Annotated in this window: 17 protein-coding genes and 1 pseudogene; all 18 read right to left on the minus strand. The window is 62.7% G+C overall.

Annotation, left to right across the window (positions count from 1 at the left end; genetic code table 11):
* Window positions 1–25 precede the first annotated feature (25 nt).
* The 18 genes and pseudogenes from pcaF to Q7U49_RS07985 all read right to left on the minus strand — a co-directional run bounded on the left by pcaF (window position 26) and on the right by Q7U49_RS07985 (window position 17,617).
* Window positions 26–1,231, minus strand: coding sequence for a 3-oxoadipyl-CoA thiolase (gene pcaF, locus Q7U49_RS07900; RefSeq protein WP_304763643.1), 1,206 nt, complete (start codon window positions 1,229–1,231; stop codon window positions 26–28).
* Between the two features lie 10 nt (window positions 1,232–1,241).
* Window positions 1,242–2,567, minus strand: a complete 1,326-nt coding sequence (paaK, locus tag Q7U49_RS07905) for a phenylacetate--CoA ligase PaaK (protein ID WP_304763644.1) — start codon at window positions 2,565–2,567, stop codon at window positions 1,242–1,244.
* 60 nt (window positions 2,568–2,627) lie between these two features.
* The gene (gene paaI / locus Q7U49_RS07910) at window positions 2,628–3,092 is read right to left on the minus strand and encodes a hydroxyphenylacetyl-CoA thioesterase PaaI (protein ID WP_304763645.1); all 465 of its coding nucleotides are present in this window, start codon (window positions 3,090–3,092) and stop codon (window positions 2,628–2,630) included.
* Window positions 3,089–4,612 (minus strand): 3-hydroxyacyl-CoA dehydrogenase PaaH, encoded by a 1,524-nt coding sequence (gene paaH / locus Q7U49_RS07915; RefSeq protein ID WP_304763646.1) that lies wholly within the window; start codon window positions 4,610–4,612, stop codon window positions 3,089–3,091. Before paaH ends, paaI begins: the two co-directional genes overlap by 4 nt.
* A gap of 7 nt (window positions 4,613–4,619) precedes the next feature.
* Window positions 4,620–5,411, minus strand: coding sequence for a 2-(1,2-epoxy-1,2-dihydrophenyl)acetyl-CoA isomerase PaaG (gene paaG / locus Q7U49_RS07920; RefSeq protein WP_304763647.1), 792 nt, complete (start codon window positions 5,409–5,411; stop codon window positions 4,620–4,622).
* A gap of 9 nt (window positions 5,412–5,420) precedes the next feature.
* On the minus strand, window positions 5,421–7,088 hold the full coding sequence (paaN, locus tag Q7U49_RS07925; RefSeq protein ID WP_304763648.1) for a phenylacetic acid degradation protein PaaN: 1,668 nt from the start codon (window positions 7,086–7,088) through the stop codon (window positions 5,421–5,423).
* Window positions 7,089–7,128: 40 nt separating this feature from the next.
* Window positions 7,129–8,160 carry a fumarylacetoacetate hydrolase family protein gene (locus tag Q7U49_RS07930; protein WP_304763649.1) on the minus strand — a complete coding sequence of 344 codons (1,032 nt, stop codon included), beginning with the start codon at window positions 8,158–8,160 and terminating at the stop codon, window positions 7,129–7,131.
* 6 nt (window positions 8,161–8,166) lie between these two features.
* Window positions 8,167–8,706, minus strand: coding sequence for a VOC family protein (locus tag Q7U49_RS07935; protein WP_304763650.1), 540 nt, complete (start codon window positions 8,704–8,706; stop codon window positions 8,167–8,169).
* Window positions 8,707–8,727: 21 nt separating this feature from the next.
* On the minus strand, window positions 8,728–8,952 hold the full coding sequence (locus Q7U49_RS07940) for a DUF2783 domain-containing protein (protein ID WP_304763651.1): 225 nt from the start codon (window positions 8,950–8,952) through the stop codon (window positions 8,728–8,730).
* Between the two features lie 10 nt (window positions 8,953–8,962).
* Window positions 8,963–10,657, minus strand: coding sequence for an FAD-dependent oxidoreductase (locus tag Q7U49_RS07945; RefSeq protein WP_304763652.1), 1,695 nt, complete (start codon window positions 10,655–10,657; stop codon window positions 8,963–8,965).
* Window positions 10,658–10,701: 44 nt separating this feature from the next.
* On the minus strand, window positions 10,702–11,667 hold the full coding sequence (locus tag Q7U49_RS07950; protein ID WP_304763653.1) for an MBL fold metallo-hydrolase: 966 nt from the start codon (window positions 11,665–11,667) through the stop codon (window positions 10,702–10,704).
* A gap of 31 nt (window positions 11,668–11,698) precedes the next feature.
* On the minus strand, window positions 11,699–12,382 hold the full coding sequence (locus Q7U49_RS07955; protein WP_304763678.1) for an ABC transporter ATP-binding protein: 684 nt from the start codon (window positions 12,380–12,382) through the stop codon (window positions 11,699–11,701).
* A gap of 234 nt (window positions 12,383–12,616) precedes the next feature.
* A pseudogene (locus Q7U49_RS07960) lies at window positions 12,617–13,015 on the minus strand (hemerythrin domain-containing protein); the annotation flags it as partial.
* Window positions 13,016–13,029: 14 nt separating this feature from the next.
* Window positions 13,030–13,791: an ABC transporter ATP-binding protein gene (locus Q7U49_RS07965; protein ID WP_304763654.1), complete on the minus strand. Its 762-nt coding sequence runs from the start codon at window positions 13,789–13,791 to the stop codon at window positions 13,030–13,032.
* A gap of 2 nt (window positions 13,792–13,793) precedes the next feature.
* On the minus strand, window positions 13,794–14,726 hold the full coding sequence (locus Q7U49_RS07970) for a branched-chain amino acid ABC transporter permease (RefSeq protein WP_304763655.1): 933 nt from the start codon (window positions 14,724–14,726) through the stop codon (window positions 13,794–13,796).
* Window positions 14,727–14,728: 2 nt separating this feature from the next.
* Window positions 14,729–15,601: a branched-chain amino acid ABC transporter permease gene (locus tag Q7U49_RS07975; RefSeq protein WP_322306663.1), complete on the minus strand. Its 873-nt coding sequence runs from the start codon at window positions 15,599–15,601 to the stop codon at window positions 14,729–14,731.
* Between the two features lie 199 nt (window positions 15,602–15,800).
* Window positions 15,801–16,616, minus strand: coding sequence for an IclR family transcriptional regulator (locus tag Q7U49_RS07980; protein ID WP_304763657.1), 816 nt, complete (start codon window positions 16,614–16,616; stop codon window positions 15,801–15,803).
* A gap of 119 nt (window positions 16,617–16,735) precedes the next feature.
* On the minus strand, window positions 16,736–17,617 hold the full coding sequence (locus tag Q7U49_RS07985; RefSeq protein WP_304763658.1) for a PA4780 family RIO1-like protein kinase: 882 nt from the start codon (window positions 17,615–17,617) through the stop codon (window positions 16,736–16,738).
* Between the last annotated feature and the right edge of the window lie 119 nt (window positions 17,618–17,736).

Genomic DNA, 17,736 nt, shown 5'->3' on the forward strand with positions numbered 1-17,736 from the left:
TTTGTCTCCTAAAGGGGTTAAAAAATCAGACGCGCTCTATCACCAGGGCAATGCCTTGCCCCACACCAATACACATCGTGCAAAGCGCATAACGCCCGCCACGCCGTGCCAGTTCGTACATGGCTGTTGTCACCAAACGGCCACCGCTCATGCCCAGCGGATGCCCCATGGCAATGGCACCGCCATTGGGGTTGACCCGCGCCTCGTCGTCCTTGAGTCCGAGGTCGCGCAGCACCGCCAGGCTTTGTGCCGCAAAGGCTTCATTGAGTTCAATCACATCCATCTGGTCGAGCCTCAATCCCGCCTTGGCCAGCACCTTGCGCACCGCCGGGGCCGGGCCAAAACCCATGATGCGCGGCGCCACACCGGCCGCCGCCATGGCCACAACGCGGGCGCGCGGTGTCAGGCCGTTGGCGCGGGCACTCGCCTCGCTGGCCAGCAACAGCGCACAAGCGCCATCGTTGACGCCCGAGGCGTTGCCCGCCGTGACCGACAGCTCGGGGCCGTTGACGCCCTTGAGCTTGGCCAGCATCTCCAGCGTGGTCTCGGGGCGCGGGTGCTCGTCGGTGTCGACCACCAGCGGATCACCCTTTTTGCGCGCTATCCGCACCGGGGTCAGTTCGTCGGCAAAACGGCCCGCGGCGTGGGCAGCAGCCCAGCGCTGCTGCGAGCGCACGGCAAACGCGTCCTGGTCGGCGCGTGAGATGTGAAAGTCAGCGGCCACGTTGTCGGCCGTTTGCGGCATCGAATGGGTGTCATACAGCTGCTTCATCAGCGGGTTGGGAAAACGCCAGCCGATGGTGGTGTCATACATGGCGGCGCTGCGCGACCAGGCGCTTTCAGCCTTGCCCATGACAAAAGGCGCGCGCGACATGCTCTCCACGCCACCGGCAATCATCAGCTCGGTGTCACCCGAGCGAATGGCGCGCGCCGCCATACCAACGCAGTCCAGCGACGAGCCGCACAAGCGGTTGACCGTGGTGCCCGGCACCTCGATGGGCAAGCCAGCCAGCAGGCCGGCCATGCGCGCCACGTTGCGGTTGTCTTCACCGGCCTGGTTGGCGCAGCCATAAATGATGTCGTCGACGCTGGCCCAGTTGACCTGGGGGTTGCGCTCCATCAGGGCTTTGAGCGGAATGGCGGCCAAGTCGTCAGCGCGCACACCTGCCAAAGCGCCGCCATAACGGCCAATGGGCGTGCGAATGGCATCGCAAATAAAGGCTTCAGTCATGTTGGCTTCCTTAGAGTTGCTTGGGCCGCTCGTCGATCAGGCGGCGCGCCTTGCCGGTTTGCGTGCGCGGAATCGCCTCAAAGCCCAGCACGGTGACGCGGGTCGAAATGCCGACGATGGTCTTGATGTGGTGCTGCAACTCTTTGCTGATGAGCGCCACGTCTGCGGCCGACAGCTTGCCGGAGAATTCGCGTTGCAGCTCGCAGCGCACCTCGACGTTGTCCAGATGGCCATCGCGGCTCAGCAAGATCTGGTAGTTGCCCGAGAGCCGCTTGTCGCGCAGGATTTGCTCTTCAATCTGGCTCGGGAACACATTGACGCCGCGCACGATCAGCATGTCGTCAGAACGACCGGTGATCTTGCCCATGCGCCGGAACGCGCGCGAGGTGGGGGGCAGCAGGCGCGTCAGGTCGCGGGTTCGATAACGAATGACAGGAAACGCCTCTTTGGTCAGCGACGTGAACACCAACTCGCCGTCGGAGCCGTCTGGCAGCACTTCGCCGGTTTCGGGGTCGATGATCTCGGGGTAAAAGTGGTCTTCCCAGATCACCGGGCCGTCTTTCGACTCAATACATTCGCAGGCGACACCGGGGCCCATGACTTCGGTCAGGCCGTAGATGTCGATGGCGTCAATGCCCAGTTTGCGCTCGATCTCGGCGCGCATGCCTTCGCCCCAGGGTTCGGCGCCAAAAATGCCGACCTTGAGCGAGATTTGGTCTGGCGTGATGCCCAGGCGCTCGAATTCTTCGGCGATCACCAGCGAGTAGCTGGGCGTCACCATGATGATTTGTGGCTGAAAATCAACAATCTGCTGGACCTGCTTTTCGGTTTGGCCACCCGACATCGGTACCACGGTGCAACCCAGGCGCTCGGCGCCGTAGTGCGCGCCCAGACCGCCGGTGAACATGCCGTAGCCGTAGGCGTTGTGCAGCATGTCGCCGGCACGACCACCGGCGGCGCGAATTGAGCGCGCCACCAGATTGGCCCAGTTGTCGATGTCTTTGAGGGTGTAGCCGACCACGATCGACTTGCCAGTGGTGCCGCTGGATGCGTGCAGCCGAGCCACCTTTTCCCTGGGTACGGCAAACAGGCCAAACGGGTACTGGTCGCGCAGCGCGGTCTTGGTCATGAACGGAAACTTGGCCAGGTCGGCCAGCGTTTTCAGATCGCTGGGGTGAACACCTTTGTCGTCAAACGCCTTTTTATGAAAGGGCACGTTGTCATAGGCGTGTTGCAGCGACCATTTGAGGCGTTCCAGTTGCAGCGCCGAAATTTCGTCGCGGCTGGCGGTTTCAATCGCGTCAAGTTCACCGGGTTGGGGGGCTTTGGCAGTCATAGGGATCTCCTCTTGTTCAGGTTGATCTGGATGTAAATCGGGTGTCGGATGAGGCGAAATTCAGGCCACGGCATCGCTGTGCTGCAAGCCGGCAATCACCTCGCCCTTGATGCGGTAGCTTTTGCCGCGAAACAGCGCCACCGTTTTGCCCGTGCGGGTGCGCACCGTGATGTCATAGACCCCGGTGCGGCCCGCCAGCGAGCGCTCCACCGCTTCGGCTTCGAGCACATCGCCTTCGCGCGCTGGCGCCAGAAAATCGATGTTGCAGCTCGACGCCACGGTGTTCTGGTTGTAGCTGTTGCAGGCAAAGGCAAAGGCGCTGTCGGCCAGGATGAACATGAAACCGCCATGGCAGATGTGGTGGCCATTGACCATGTCGGCGCGCACCGGCATGGCCATCAACGCATAACCCGGCTTGACGCTCAAAATTTGCATGTCCAAGCCTTGCGTGGCGCGGTCGCGCGACCACATGGCCTGGGTGACCGCGTCTGCCAAGGCCTGCGGGTTGGTGTGTTGGTCGGTCATGAAAAGTCCTTTGCAGCAAAAACGTGGTGTTGGATCAGGGGCGAGGTGCGGTAGCGGTCTTCGCCATAGGTTTGCGCCAGATGGCCCAGCACCGTGCTGACCTGCGCCAGGCCCACGTGGTTGGCCCAAGCCAGCGGGCCGCAGGGGTAATTGACGCCCAGGCGCATCGCGGTGTCGACCGCGGCGGCATCACAGACGCCCTGGTTGACGGCATCGGAGGCCTCATTGGCCAGCATGGCCACGGTGCGCATGACGATCAGGCCGGGGATGTCTTGCAGTTGCGACACGGCAAACCCTGCCGCCTGCAACAAGCCCAGGGCGCTGTTGGCGGCAGCGCGGTCGCACTGGGCGGCGACACTCACGGCCAGCCGGGTGGCTTTTGCGTAGTCCAGCGCCAAGTCGATCAGCACGGTGTTGGGCGTTTGGGTGTCAACAGCACAGCGGGTGGCGGTGCGACCATCGGTGATGCGCAGGGTCGCGGAACCCGCAGTGGCCAGCGTGTCGCCCAGCGCGTGGGCCTGGGTGAAGCTGACGTTGTTGGCTTGCAGGCGCATGGCCAGGGCTTGGGCTGCGGCAGACTGACCATACAGGACGATTTCATGGGGGCGGGCCAGCGCCGGCACGGTGGCGGGCAGCGGTTTGCTGGCACCGTCCTGATAGTCGTAAAAGCCCCGGCCAGACTTTTTGCCCAGAAAACCGGCATCAACCAAATCCTGCTGAATCAGCGAGGGCAAAAAGCGCGGATCGTTGAAAAACGCGCGCCATACCGAGTTGGTCACAGCAAAGTTGACGTCATGACCGATCATGTCCATCAGCTCGAACGGCCCCATGCGAAAACCGCCGGACTCGCGGCAGCAGGCATCGAGCGTGGCGCAATCGGCACCCCCCTCGGTCAGCACACGCAAGGCTTCGGCGTAATACGAACGCGCCACCCGGTTGACGATGAAACCGGGGGTGGATTTGGCATGCACCGGGGTTTTGCCCCAGGCCAGCGCCGTGTCATACAGGGTGCTGGCCACGTCCGGGGCAGTCGCCAGGCCAGAGACCACTTCGACCAGCGCCATCAAGGGCGCCGGGTTGAAGAAGTGCAAACCCGCCAGGCGTTGTGGGTTGCCAAGCGCTGCACCAATGGCCGTGATGGAAATCGACGAGGTGTTGCTGGCCAGAATGCAGCCCTCGGACACCGCGGTTTCAAGCTCCTTGAACAGCGTTTGCTTGACCTGCAGGTTTTCCACAATGGCTTCCACCACCAGGGCCGCATCAAACAGGTCAGCGACTTGCCCGACTGCCTGCAGGCGCGCACCAGCGGCTTGGGCTGCTTCTGCGCTGAGCTTGCCCCTGGCCGCCATTTTTTCAAACTGGGCGCGAATGCCTTCAATGGCCTGGGCGGCTGCGCCGGGGCGGTTGTCGAGCAGCTTGACCGGGTGCCCGCCAGCAGCTGCCACCTGGGCAATGCCGGCACCCATGGCACCGGCGCCGATGACGGCGACCACCGCGTTTTGTGAGAGCGCTTGTGTCATGGGGTGATTAGTTTCCGGTGAATTTGGGCGCGCGCTTTTCCATGAAGGCGGCCACACCTTCGGCAAAGTCCGGGCTCCAGCCCAGTTCGCGCATGAAGCCGCCTTCCATGTTGAGCTGCTGCTCGAGCGTGTGGTTGGGCGCGGCGTGCATGGCGGCGCGGGTGCGCACCAGCGCTTTGGTCGGCATGGCGGCCAACTGAGCTGCCAGTTTGTCCACCGTGGGGGTGAGTTCAGCGTCGTCCACGGCTTGCCAGATCAGGCCCCATTCGGCGGCTTTTTCGGCGGGTAATTTCTCTGCCAGCAGGGCCAGACCCATGGCGCGGGCCATGCCCACGCGCTGCGGCAGGAACCAGGTGCCCCCGGTGTCGGGAATCAGGCCGATTTTGCTGAAGGCCTGCAAAAACGCAGCCGACTTCGCTGCAATCACCAGATCACAGGCCAGCGCCAGGCTGGCCCCGGCACCGGCGGCAATGCCGTTGACTTGTGCAACCGTGGGCACGCGCAGGTTTTGCAGCGCCAAAATCAGCGGCTTGTAGTTGTGCTCGACCACGTTGCCAATGTCGGGCTGCAGCGGGCCCATGGCCATGTCGGGGTCGGCCAGATCCTGCCCGGCACAAAAGCCACGCCCGGCACCGGTGATGACCAGCACGCGGATACTTTTGTCATGCTGCACCGCATCGAGCGCGGCGCGCAACTCGGCGTGCATGGCGCCGTTGAAGCTGTTGAGCTTGTCCGGGCGATTGAGCGTCAGGCGGGCAATGCCGTCCTGGGCTTCAAAACGAATGTTCTGGTAAGTCATGGCAAAACCTCAAACGTGGTAGCGGCGCTGCACCACCCGGAAGCGGTTGGCGACAAAGGCCGAGTCCGAGTACGAGGCGTTGGCGGCCGGGTTGCCGCCGGTGCCGTGGTAGTCGGAGAACGCGGCGGACTGGTTCACAAACACCGCGCCGGTCAGGTTGATCGACAGGGCCACCTTGGAGCGCCAGGTGGCGGCCGTCATGGCGTCGATCACGTCGGCACGGGTCGAGTAGAGCCCGGCCGTGAGCGCGCCGTGGCTGTTGATGATGCGTTCCGACAGGGCAATGGCAGCCGCGGTGTCGGCCACTTTCACCACAAACGTGATGGGCCCAAAGCGCTCTTCCATGTAGGCCGCTTCATCCGCCGCATCGCAGGCCAGCAACACCGGGGTGCGCACTTCGGCCTTGGGGAACTCGGGGTTGTCGAGCTTCTTTGACGCCAGCAGCACTTGGCCCAAGCTGCCTCCGTCTGCCAGCGCAATACGCGCCAGCGTGGCTTGGGATTGCACCGCGCCCAGCACGGCAAATGCCACCTCTGGCTTGGCCAGAAAGCCCTCGATGGCGCGGGCCAGGTCGGCGCACACCTCGTCATAAGTCTTGTGGCCGTCTTCGGTGTCGATGCCGCCAGCGGGCACCAACAGCGCCTGCGAGGTGGTGCACATCTGGCCCGAGTACAGCGACAGGGTGAAGGCCAGGTTGCGCAGCATGGGTTTGTAGGCGTCGGTCGAGTCGATCACGATGTTGTTCACACCGGCCAGTTCGGCATAGACCTGGGCCTGGCGGCAGTGATCGATGAGCCACTGGCCAAACACGTTGCCGCCGGTGAAGTCGACCGATTTCACGGCCGGGTGCGTCACCAGTGCCTGGGTGGTTTCGGGCTTGGCCGGCACACACAGGGTGACCAGATTGGGGTCCATGCCATGCTCGGCCAGGACCGCACGCAGGGTGCGCACGGTGATGGCGGCAGGCAGCACCGCGTGGTCGTGCGGCTTGACAATGACCGCGTTGCCGGTCGCCAGCGCGGCGAACAGGCCGGGATAGGTGTTCCAGGTCGGGAAAGTGGCGCAGCCTACCACCACGGCCACACCGCGGCCGACGATCTGGAAATGCTTCTTCATGACCAGCGGCGGGTTTTTGCCTTGCGGCTTTTCCCAGGTGGCCTCCGACGGCACAAAGCTCTGCTCGCGGTAGGCGTAGCTCACGGCCTCCAGGCCACGGTCCTGGGCGTGCGGGCTGCCGGCCTGGAACGCCATCATCCAGCCCTGGCCGGTGGTCATCATGACGGCGTGGGCGATCTCGAAACTTTGCGCGTTCAGGCGGTCCAGCATCTCGATGCACAGGCCGGTGCGGCCGTCCACCCCGGCCGCCTGCCAGCCGGTCATGGCGGCCTGGCCAGCGGTAATCAGCGCCTCGATGTCGCACACCGGGTACTGCACGCCCAGTTCAATGCCAAACGGCGACACCTCGGGCGCGAGCCAGGCGCTGGTGCCGGGCTGCTGCAGGTCAAACTGCTGACCCAGGTGGGCCTCAAACGCTGACTTGCCGTCTGCGGGTGCGGCTTCGCCATAGGTCTTGGGGCTGGGCATCTCGTTGTACGCGGCCCAGTAGCCACGGCTGTGGATGGCGTTGAGCGCAGCGTCGAGCTTGGCGCGGTGTTTTTCAAACAGGGGATGGGTCATGGAATTTCCTTGAAAAAAATAATGGGGGTCAGAGATCCAATTAATCTGGCGACGCAGCGCCTGGATAGCGGGTCACGGTCTGATCGATGGCACCAAAAATCGAGGCGCCAAAGCGGTCGGTCATGTCGATTTGCACGCGGTCGCCAAACTTCATGTAGTCGGTTTGCGGTTCGCCGGACTCGATCGTCTCGTACATGCGCACCTCGGCAATGCAGCAGTAGCCGACACCGCCATTGGCAATCGACGAGCCCTGCAGACCACCCTGTTTGTTCGACACCGTGCCCGAGCCAATGACCGAACCCGCTTCCAGCTCCCGTGTTTTGGCCGCGTGGGCAATGAGCTGGGCGAAGTTGAAGATCATGTCCTGCCCTGCATCGGGCTGGCCAAACAAGGCGCCGTTCAAATGCACGGTCAAGGGCCGGTGCACCCGGCTGTCAGACCAGTCGGCACCCAGCTCGTCGGGCGTGACCGCCACCGGGCTGAAGGCAGATGCTGGCTTGGACTGGAAGAAGCCAAAACCCTTGGCCAGCTCGGCCGGGATCAGGTTGCGCAGCGACACGTCGTTGACGAGCATCAGCAGACGCACCGATTTGGCGGCGTCCGCCACGCTGCAGCCCATCCTGACGTCGCCGGTGACCACCGCCACTTCAGCCTCCAGGTCAATGCCCCAGTCTTCGGACAGGGCATACACGGGGTCGCGCGGACCGACAAACGAGTCCGAGCCGCCCTGGTACATCAGCGGGTCGGTCCAGAACGAGGGCGGCAACTCGGCCCCACGGGCGCGTCGCACCAGCTCCACGTGGTTGACGTAGGCCGAGCCATCGGCCCATTGGTAAGCGCGTGGCAGCGGCGAGTGGCACAGCGCCGGGTCGAACACATCGGGGGTGCTGAAGGCGCCGCTGTTCAAGGCTTCATAGACCTGACGCAACTGCGGCTCGCAAGCCTCCCAGTCGTCCAGCGCCGCTTGCAGGGTGCGGGCAATGGCGGGCACGGCGCGGCAGTGGGTCAGCGCGCGGTTGACGACAACCAGCGTGCCGTCGCGTCCGCCTTGTTTGAGGGTGGCCAGTTTCATGCGTCTTTACTCCCCGGCATACGAGCCGTCGTGCATCCAGCGCGCGTGCTGGGGGGCCTTTTTGGTCACAGCCCATTCGTTGAGCATGTCCCACTTGGCGTCGTCAAGCATCTTGGCCATCTTGGGCGTGCCGGTGTTGGCGGCCAGTTCCAGCCGATGGCCGCTGGGGTCAAAGAAGTAGATCGATTTGAAGATGGTGTGGTCGGTGGGACCCACCACCTCAATGCCATCGGCCTCTAACTTGGCCTTGGTTTCCAGCAGCTCGTCGACCGTGGCGACTTGCATCGCCAGGTGCTGCGTCCAGGCCGGCGTGTTCATGTCGCGGCCCATCTCGGGTTGGGTGGGCAGCTCGAAAAATGCCAGCACATTGCCGCCGCCTGCGTCCAGAAAGACGTGCATGTAGGGGTCGGGCTCGTGGGTGGAAGGCACCTCGTTCTCGGCAATCGCCAGGATGAAGTTCATGTTGAGGTACTTGCCGTACCACTCCACGGTTTGCTTGGCATCCTTGCAGCGGTAGGCCACGTGGTGGATTTTCTGGATTTGCATGGGGAATCCTTTGCTTTGTTCTTAAGAATCTTGACGGGCAATCTGCATGGCTTCGCGCAGCACGCTGATGTCGCCCACATGGTTGGCCAGCAGCAGCACCAGTTTCGCGTTGACCATGGCGCTTTGCTCGTCGCTGAGGTCACGGTGGGTGTCAATCAGTGCTTCATAAAAATCGTCACCGGGGGTGAAAGCGCGAAAGTAGCGCTTGCCGGATTCAAAGAAATTGGCTTGCAGGTTCAGGGACATGGCGGGCTTCTCAGAGAAGGTTGCAGGTGGCGCGGGCCAGGGCGGCTTGCACTTGAGCCGCATCAAAAGCGCGCCAGCGCGCCGCCACATGCTGGTCCGGGCGGATCAGGTAGGTGCTGCCGTGCTGCGTGTCAAAGCGCTCCGCAAAGCGGCCGGTGTGGTCTTGCAGCAGCGTCAAGCCTGCAGTGGCAGTTTGGGCTGGCGACACCAGCACCACGTCAAGCGCAATCGCAGCGCCCATGTCAGGACCGGCCGACGCACCGGCCAATGCCTGAAGCTGCGCCACGGCATCAGCACCCAGGCCGGCCGGGTCGTTCACGTAAACCAGCAGGCAGAAGCGCTGGCCTACCTGATCCAGCAGCCAGACATCTTGGCCACCCTTGCGCATCGGCGCATCGTCCATCGGCGCGCCGGGCACCATGTCGCCGGCAAAACTGCCGTCATCGGGTGTGTTCAGGCGTGACTCAGTCAGGACACTCGGCACCGACAAGCGGCCCGAATTGACCAGTGCGCGGGCAAACGCATGGTCTCGCGCCAGGCTCAGCACCGCGTTGCGAAAGGTCAGCGAGGTTTTACTTTTGGGTGTGATGAAGTCGGTAGAGCGGGTCGAGTTGAGCAGGTTTTCTTCGGCGGCAAACACACGTTCTTCCGAATAGGTGTCGAGCAACTCGGGCGGGGCCTTGCCCTCGACCACCAATTTAAGCTTCCAGCACAGGTTGTCGGTGTCCTGAATACCGGAGTTGGCACCCCGCGCGCCAAACGGCGACACCTGGTGCGCGGCATCACCCACAAACAGCACATGGCCGTGGATGAAGGCGTTCATGCGGCGGCACTGAAAGGTGTAGACGCTGACCCACTCGAGCTCGAACTCGCGCTCATCACCGAGCATGGCCTTGATGCGCGGAATCACCTTCTCGGGTTTCTTTTCTTCTTCGGGGTCGGCGTCCCAGCCCAACTGGAAGTCGATGCGGTAGACGTTGTCCGCCTGGCGGTGCAGCAGCACCGACTGTCCGGGGTGAAACGGCGGGTCAAACCAGAACCAGCGCTCGTGCGGAAAATCGGCCTTCATGACCACGTCGGCAATCAGAAAGCGGTCCTTGAAAATCTTGCCTTCAATGTCCAGATTCATCAGGCGCCTGATGCCACTGCGGGCGCCGTCGGCCACCACCAGCCAGTCGGTTTCCAGCGTGTAAACGCCGTCGGGCGTTTCAACTTGGAGCGTGGCGCCATCGCCTTCAGGCGTCACGGAAAGCACCTTGTTTTTGAAGCGCAGGTCGAGCTTGGGCAGTTCCTGGGCGCGTTTCACCTCGAACTCTTCCAGGTAATACTGTTGCAGGTTGATCATGCCGGGGCGCTTGTGATCTGGCTGCGGCAAGAGGTTGAAGTTGTAGACCTCCTGCTCGCGGAAAAACGTGCGCCCCACGTTCCAGCTCACGCCCTTGTCCATGCAAGGCTCACCCAAGCCCAGGCGATCCAGCACTTCAAGCGTGCGCTTGGCGTAACAGACACCGCGCGAGCCCACCGACACGGTGTCGTCGTCGTCCAGAAGCACCACCGGCACGCCGGACTGCGCCAGCTCGATGGCCGCCGCCAGGCCCACCGGGCCGGCGCCCACCACCACCACGGGGTAGCGTTTTTTGCCAACGCCAGACAGCTCGGGCGGGCGGACGTAATCAAATTTTGGATATTGGTAAGTGCTCAACATGGCTTGTCTCTGGTGTTAATTTTTTGTGCCGATGTTGTTGTGGCTTACTCAGCGGCTTGCAGGCCGTGCCACATTTCCTTGTCGCGCTCGGCGGTCCAGATGCGCGGGTGTTTGATGCCGCTGGCCTCGTCCACGGCGCGGGTGACGTCAAACGGCAGGCAGTGCTCGTAGATGAAGACCTGGCCAAACTTGGGGTCCATCGCCTTGCGGCAATGCGCCATGGCCTGGTTCAGGTTCATGCCCTGCGCCACGGCTTCTTTGGCCGAGCTCAGCAGCGTGGTCACAAAGTCGCGGGTGTAGGCCAGGCCGGCGGCCACACGCTCGGGGGTGTCGAGCGCCGGGCCACGGCCAGGCACGATTTTTTCGGGTTTGAGCGCGGCCAGTGCGTCCAGCGTGGCGGGCCATTCTTCGAGCTGGGCATCGCCGGTGTAACAAGCCGCATCGGCCTCCATCAGGTCGCCCGAGAACAGCACTTTCTCCGACGGCACCCAGACAATGGTGTCGCCCTTGGTGTGGCCGGGGCCCACATGCATGATCTTGACTTGAAGCTGGCCCATCCAGAGCGTCATTTCGTCCTTGAACACCATGGTCGGCCAGGTCAGGCCGGGGATGGAGTCAAAGGCGTCAAACAGGCGCGGAAAACGCTCGTACTCGCTCTGCATATCTTGCGCGCCGCGCTCCACAATCATCTCGTAGGTGCCCTGGCTGGCAATGATTTCCTGCATGCCCGCATCTTTGTACCCTGAGGCGCCCAGCACGCGCACCGCGTGGTAATGCGACAGCACCACGTATTTGATGGGCTTGTCAGAGACCTTGCGAATCTCGGCGATCAGGCTTTGCGCCATCACCGGGGTGGCCAGGGCGTCACAAATCAGCACCGCGTCTTCGCCAATGATGACGCCGGTGTTGGGGTCGCCCTCGGCGGTGTAGGCCCAGCAGTGCTCGGACAGTTGGGCAAAGGTGGTCTTCTTGACTTCCAGGTCGGCCTGGGATGCGAATTTTTTGGTCATGTTTTTTCCTGGGGTTGACTTGTTGTGGCGTTCACATGCCCAGGTACGCAGCGCGCACCTGTTCGTTGCTGATGAGTTCCTGGCCGGTTCCGGTGAGCGTCACAGTGCCGGTCTCCAGCACATAGCCGCGGTCGGCAATGGCCAGCGCGGCAAACGCGTTTTGTTCGACCAGCAAAATCGTCATGCCCTTGCTCTTGAGCATCTTGATCACGTTGAACACTTCTTCCACCAGCAGCGGCGCCAAGCCCATCGATGGTTCGTCAAGCAGCAGCAGGCTGGGGCGGCCCATCAGCGCGCGGCCAATCGCCAGCATCTGCTGCTGGCCGCCTGACAGCGTGCCTGCCGGCAGGGCGCGTTTTTCTTTCAGGATCGGGAACATGGTGAAAATCTTTTCCATGTCGCCGTCCACCTGATCACGCGGCTGGGTGTAGGCGCCCAGGCGCAAGTTGTCTTCAATCGACAGCGGGCCAAACACCTGGCGGCCTTCGGGGCTTTGGCAAATCCCTAAGCGCATGCGCTTGTCCGAGCGCATTTTGCTGATGTCTTGGCCCTTGAAATGGATGCTGCCCGCGCTCATCGGTTGCACGCCCGACAAGGTGCGTAAAAACGTGGTCTTGCCCGCCCCGTTGGCGCCCACCAGGGCCACGGTTTCGCCGCGACGCACTTCCAGGCTGATGCCCTTGAGCGCCTTGATGCGACCGTAACAGCTTTCCATGCCTTCGACGCGCAGTTGCACCTCGTTTTTGGTGCGCTCCGGCAGCGGTTGCAACGTGCCCTCGCTGTGGCCGCCCAGACCCACCGATTCGGGCGCCAGACTGACCACCCGGTGGTAAAGCTGGCGAAACTCCGCCTGCGCCTTTTCGCCAAACACCGGGTCGCTGTTGTCCAGAAAGGCCTGGTTGATTTCAGCCCAGTCCGAGGCAATCAAACTGTTGCGTGCCAGTGGCAAAACCGTTTTTTCTTCGGTCCGGATGTGGTTCTTCAGGATGGCGGTGTAGTTGCGCAGGTCGGTGGCAATCTGCGCGCCCGACACCTGCCCGGCAGCGGCGGCGTTGACCCGGGCGCGCAAGGCGGCCAGGTTGTCCGGACCCTCGCGGTGTTCCAGTTGCAGCTGGTCCAGAATGTCGGCGGCCTCGGCACTGCGCAGGCGCAACAACCGAAACAGGTAGTCGTCTTCTTTCGGGTGATGAAAGCGGTCGACAAACTGGTCGATGTAGTCGAAGGCGGCATTGAAAAATGCCGACTCAACAGGCGCGCCCTGCTCAATGTCAGTGGCGACATGGTCGATGGTGATGGCCAGCCGCCACATGTTGCTGTGGTCCTGGCTGATGATGTTGAGTGCGTCCATGGTGTCCCTTGGGTTCAGGCGTGCGCGCCAAGATAAGCGGCAATCACGTCGGGGTTGCGGCGCACCTCGGCGCCGGTGCCTTCGGTCAGCTTGCGGCCGTAGTCCAGCACCAAAATGCGGTCCGAGAGGTTCATCACCATCTTCATGTCGTGCTCGACCAGCACCACCGTGACGCCTGAATCGGCCACCTTGCGCACCAGCGCATCGACCTCGATGGTTTCCTTGGGGTTAAGGCCGGCAGCGGGTTCGTCCAGAAAGATCAGGCGTGGCTTCATGGCCAGGGCGCGGGCAATTTCCAGCCGCTTGAGCGCACCGTAGGGCATGCTGTCGGCGCGGGCGTTGATGTAGTCTTGCAAGCCGACAAAACGCATCAGTTCAGCTGCTTCGCCATGCAATTCGCGGTCGCGACGTTTGAGCGCGGGCCAGCGCAGGGCGGCCTTGAGCAGGTTGCGATCCAGCCGCAAATGCGCCCCGACCATGACGTTTTCAATGGCGTCCATGTTCATGCAGATCTGCAGGTTCTGGAACGTGCGCGCCACGCCACGGCGTGCCAGCTCATCGGGTGATTTGCCTCCGATGGCTTCACCGTCGAGATGGATGGTACCGGTGGTCGGGGTGTAGACCCCGGTAATCAAATTAAACAGTGTGGTCTTACCGGCGCCGTTGGGGCCGATCACCGCGTAGACAATGCCAGCGTCAATGGAAAAGCTGACGTTTTGCACCGCCTTGACACCACCAAAGTGGATGGAAAGGTCTTTGACTTCTAGCAAGGCCATGCTCATTCTCCCTTGCCGAATTTAGCTGCCAAGGTGGGCACCAGGCCTTTGGGCAGGAAGATCATGCACAGCATCAGGATGGCGCCGAAGATCACCGTTTCCCAGCCTTCAAACGAGGTCAGCGCCTGCGGCAGGGCGGTCAGCAGAACGGCGCCGACCACCGAGCCATAGACCGAAGCCATGCCGCCGATCACCACCATGGTGACCAGCTCGATGGAGTGGAAGAAGTCCGCCAGGTTCGGCGTGACAAAGCCTACGTAATGCGCCGTCACGCTGCCCATGATGCTGGCAAACACGGCCGAGAGCACAAAGATCGCAACCTTGTAGCGCACCACGTCGACCCCCACCACCTTGGACGCGACCTCGCTGCCGTGCAGCGCGCGCAGCGCCCGGCCGAAGGGCGAGTCAATCAAGTTGAGCGAGGCCCAGACACTGACCGACAGCAGAATGGCCACAATCCAGTACCAGTGTTTGTCGCCCGAAATCTCGAACCCGGCCAGGCTCATGGCGGGCACCGGCATGCCGTCCGGGCCACCGGTCCAGGCGGCTTCGTTACGCACCACGATGTTGATGATGATGCCCAGGCCCAGGGTGGCCATCGCCAGGTAATGGCCCTTGAGTTTGAAAATCGGCCGCGCCACAATGGCGGCCAGCAAACCCGCTGCTACCGCACCCGCCAGCAGCGCCAGGATGGGATGCCAGCCCAGATGGGTTGGCAGTGCCGCCGTGGCATAAGCGCCAATGCCCAGAAAACCTGCATGGCCCAGGCTGATCTGGCCGGCAAAACCGATCAGCAGGTTCAGCCCCAGCACGATGATGGCGTTGATGGCCATGCGGATCGCCAGGTCGACATAAAAGCTGTTGGGCAACACAAAGGGCAGCACCAGCAGCACGGCCATGATGATGTACAGGCCGATGAAAGGACTCTTTTTCATGCTCAGACCCGATCCGTGGATTTGCCGCCGAACAGGCCGCGCGGCATGAAGAACAAAATGAGCAGGATCAGCACGAACGGGATCGCATCCTTGTACGACGACGAGATGTAGCCCGCGCCCATGGCTTCCAGAATGCCCACCAGCAAGCCGCCCACCACCGCGCCCAGACCGTTGCCCAGACCGCCAACCACGGCGGCGACAAAGCCCTTGAGCCCGAGCATGATGCCGACGTCATAGGAGGTCAGTGTGATGGGCGTCACCAGGATGCCACCCAACGCGCCGAGTGCCGCCGACATGGCAAAGCTCAAGAACAGCACCCAGTTGGTGTTGATGCCGACCAGTTCGGCCGCCACCCGGTTGTAGGAGGTGGCCAGCATGGCCTTGCCGTGCAAGGTGCGGTTGAAGAAGTACCACAGCGCCACCACCACGATGGCCGTGACACCCAGAACCCACAGGCTTTGCGGCATCAGCGTGGCGCCCAGTATTTGCAGCGGTACGTCGCCGGAGAAGGCCGGCAGGCTGAAGGTGCCCTTGCCCAGCCAGACCTGAACCAGACCGCGAATCACCAGCGAAGCGCCGATGGTGATGATGATCAGCGTGACCGATTCAGCACCCTTGACGGGCTCGATCGCCAGCTTCTCCACGACGACACCTACCAGCGCGGGCAACAGAATGGCCAGCGCCAGCGCGAGGGGCATGGGCAGGCCGCCTTGCGTGAAAAACACGGCCAGCATGCCGCCCAGCATGATGAATTCGCCCTGCGCAAAGTTGATGACATTGCTGGCGTTGTAGATCAGTGTGAAGCCCAGAGCGGCGAGCGCGTAGGTGGCGCCCACCGTGATGCCGGAAAACAGGAATTGGAGAAATTCGGCCAGCATCATGCGCTCCTGGCTGCAGATTCAAAACACCCGGAACGGGTTGGGCACGTCAACATGCGTTGTCTCCTGTTGTTTTTTACGGCGCGTCAAGCCAAGCGGCTCACTGGATCGAATTCTGCATTAAGGAACTAGTTCTGTCAAATGATATTCGCAAATTTTTTTTAGAGGTGGGTTTGAAGAAGGGTCAAGTCAGGATTTAGGTGTCCTGCTCAACATGCCCCAGCCGCATCGACAAATTCTGCGCGCAGCGCTTCAGGGCGGTCACCACTTTGCCGTTGGGCGCCAGGTCGATCATGCTTTTGACGCCGATGGCCAGCACCGAAAGGGTGATTTCGTGTTTGAAATTAAAAACAGGTGCGGCTGCTGCAGCCACACCAGGCACCAGGTGGTAGTCGCTGACCACCGACAGCCTGTCAGCGTGCACCTTGGCCAGCATGGCATCAATGCCGGTTTCGGTTTGCAGTTCCGGCGGCAATGCCAGCGTGGCGCGTTCACGCCCTATCAGCGCATCGGTGGTGCTGCGCGGCAAATTAGCCGCAAAAATCCGGCCGCTGGCCGAGGTGAGTAGCTGCAGGGCGCTGCCGGTGATCACGTTGACGGTGATCGGGCGGTAAGGGCGCAACGAGCGGATGATGACCGGGCCGTTGTCGCTCCACACCGCCAGCGCGATGGTCTGATTGACTTCGTCACGCAATTCGGCAATGGCCTCCAGGCCGAGTTTGATCCGGTCCAGGCGGTCCACCGCCACCAGTCCCAGGCTCAGGGCAAAGGGTCCCAGGTCGTAGCGCGCGCTCATGGGGTCTTGCTCCACCAGCCCGGCGCGCACCAGGCTGACGATATAACGGTGCACTTTGCTGGCCGGCATGTCGGCCGCCGCAGCGATGTCCTTGAGCATCATGGCACGGTGGCCACCGCTGATGGCGCGCAGAATCGTCATGCCAATTTCAAGGGACTGGACACCGTTTTTGCCTTCGGTGCTTCGGGCGGGATCGGACTTGCTTTTGAGCGGCATGGTGATAGCTCTCCGGGGAGTGAGGAATGTTGTTACCAGGTGGCATCGTGGCCGTCGCCAGTCACCACCAGCAAGGCTTTAGGCTCGGTCATGCAGGATTTTTCGGGGGTCAGCGTGGCCTATGTTAGCGCCGTTGCCATGCGCAGCCTGCGCGCCGCGTCCTCGGCCCGGGCGTCGTCAATCTCGCGCAGCACCGCCTGCATGTCGACACTGGCCTGCGCGCGCTCAAAGTGGCCGGACAGCACTGACTCGTTGCTGAGCAGGCCAGCCTGGTACAGGCTCCAGATCTCGGGGCCGTACTGGGTGGCCAGCAGCTCGGGCGCAAACTGGCCAAAGAAGTCGCGCAGGTTGGCCACGTCGCGCAGCAGCATGCGCTGCGCGTGGTTGTTGCCGGCGGCGTCCACCGCCTGCGGCAGGTCGATGATGACGGGGCCGTCCACGCCATCAGCACCGTCGGTTCCGGGCGTGTGCGCCAGCAAAATATTGAACTCCGACAGGTCGCCGTGCACCACGCCTGCGCACAGCATGCGCACCACCTCGGCTATCAGCGTGGTGTGGTGGGCGCGAGCCTGCTCCGGGGTAAAAGCCACGTCGTTCAAGCGCGGGGCGGCGTCGCCGTGGGCATCGGTCACCAGCTCCATCAGCAGCACGCCGTCGCAGAAGTTGTACGGCTGCGGCACCCGCACCCCCGCCGCGGCCAGGCGGTAGAGCGCATCGACCTCGGCGCTTTGCCAGGCGGCCTCTTGCTCCTGGCGGCCAAACTTGCTGCCCTTCGCCATGGCTCGGGCCGAGCGGGAGTTCTTGACCTTGCGGTTTTCGGTGTAGTCCACCGCCTGGCGAAAGCTGCGGTGCGTGGCTTCCTTGTAGATCTTGGCGCAGCGGGTGTCATCGCCGCAGCGCACCACGAACACCATGGCCTCCTTGCCGCTCATGAGCTGGCGCACCACGCTGTCGATCAGGCCTTCTTCGATCAGGGATTGCAGTCGGGCGGGTGGTTTCATGGCGGGTCTTTTGCTTTGGGTGTTTGCCGGATTGTCGTGCCCCGGCCATTCCACGATGCAGGCCAGGGCCTTGGCTCTAGACTCTGTACTGTGCCGCATCCCGCGGCCATCAAACCCTG

This window comes from Rhodoferax sp., from assembly GCF_030653815.1.
Lineage (GTDB): Bacteria > Pseudomonadota > Gammaproteobacteria > Burkholderiales > Burkholderiaceae_C > Rhodoferax.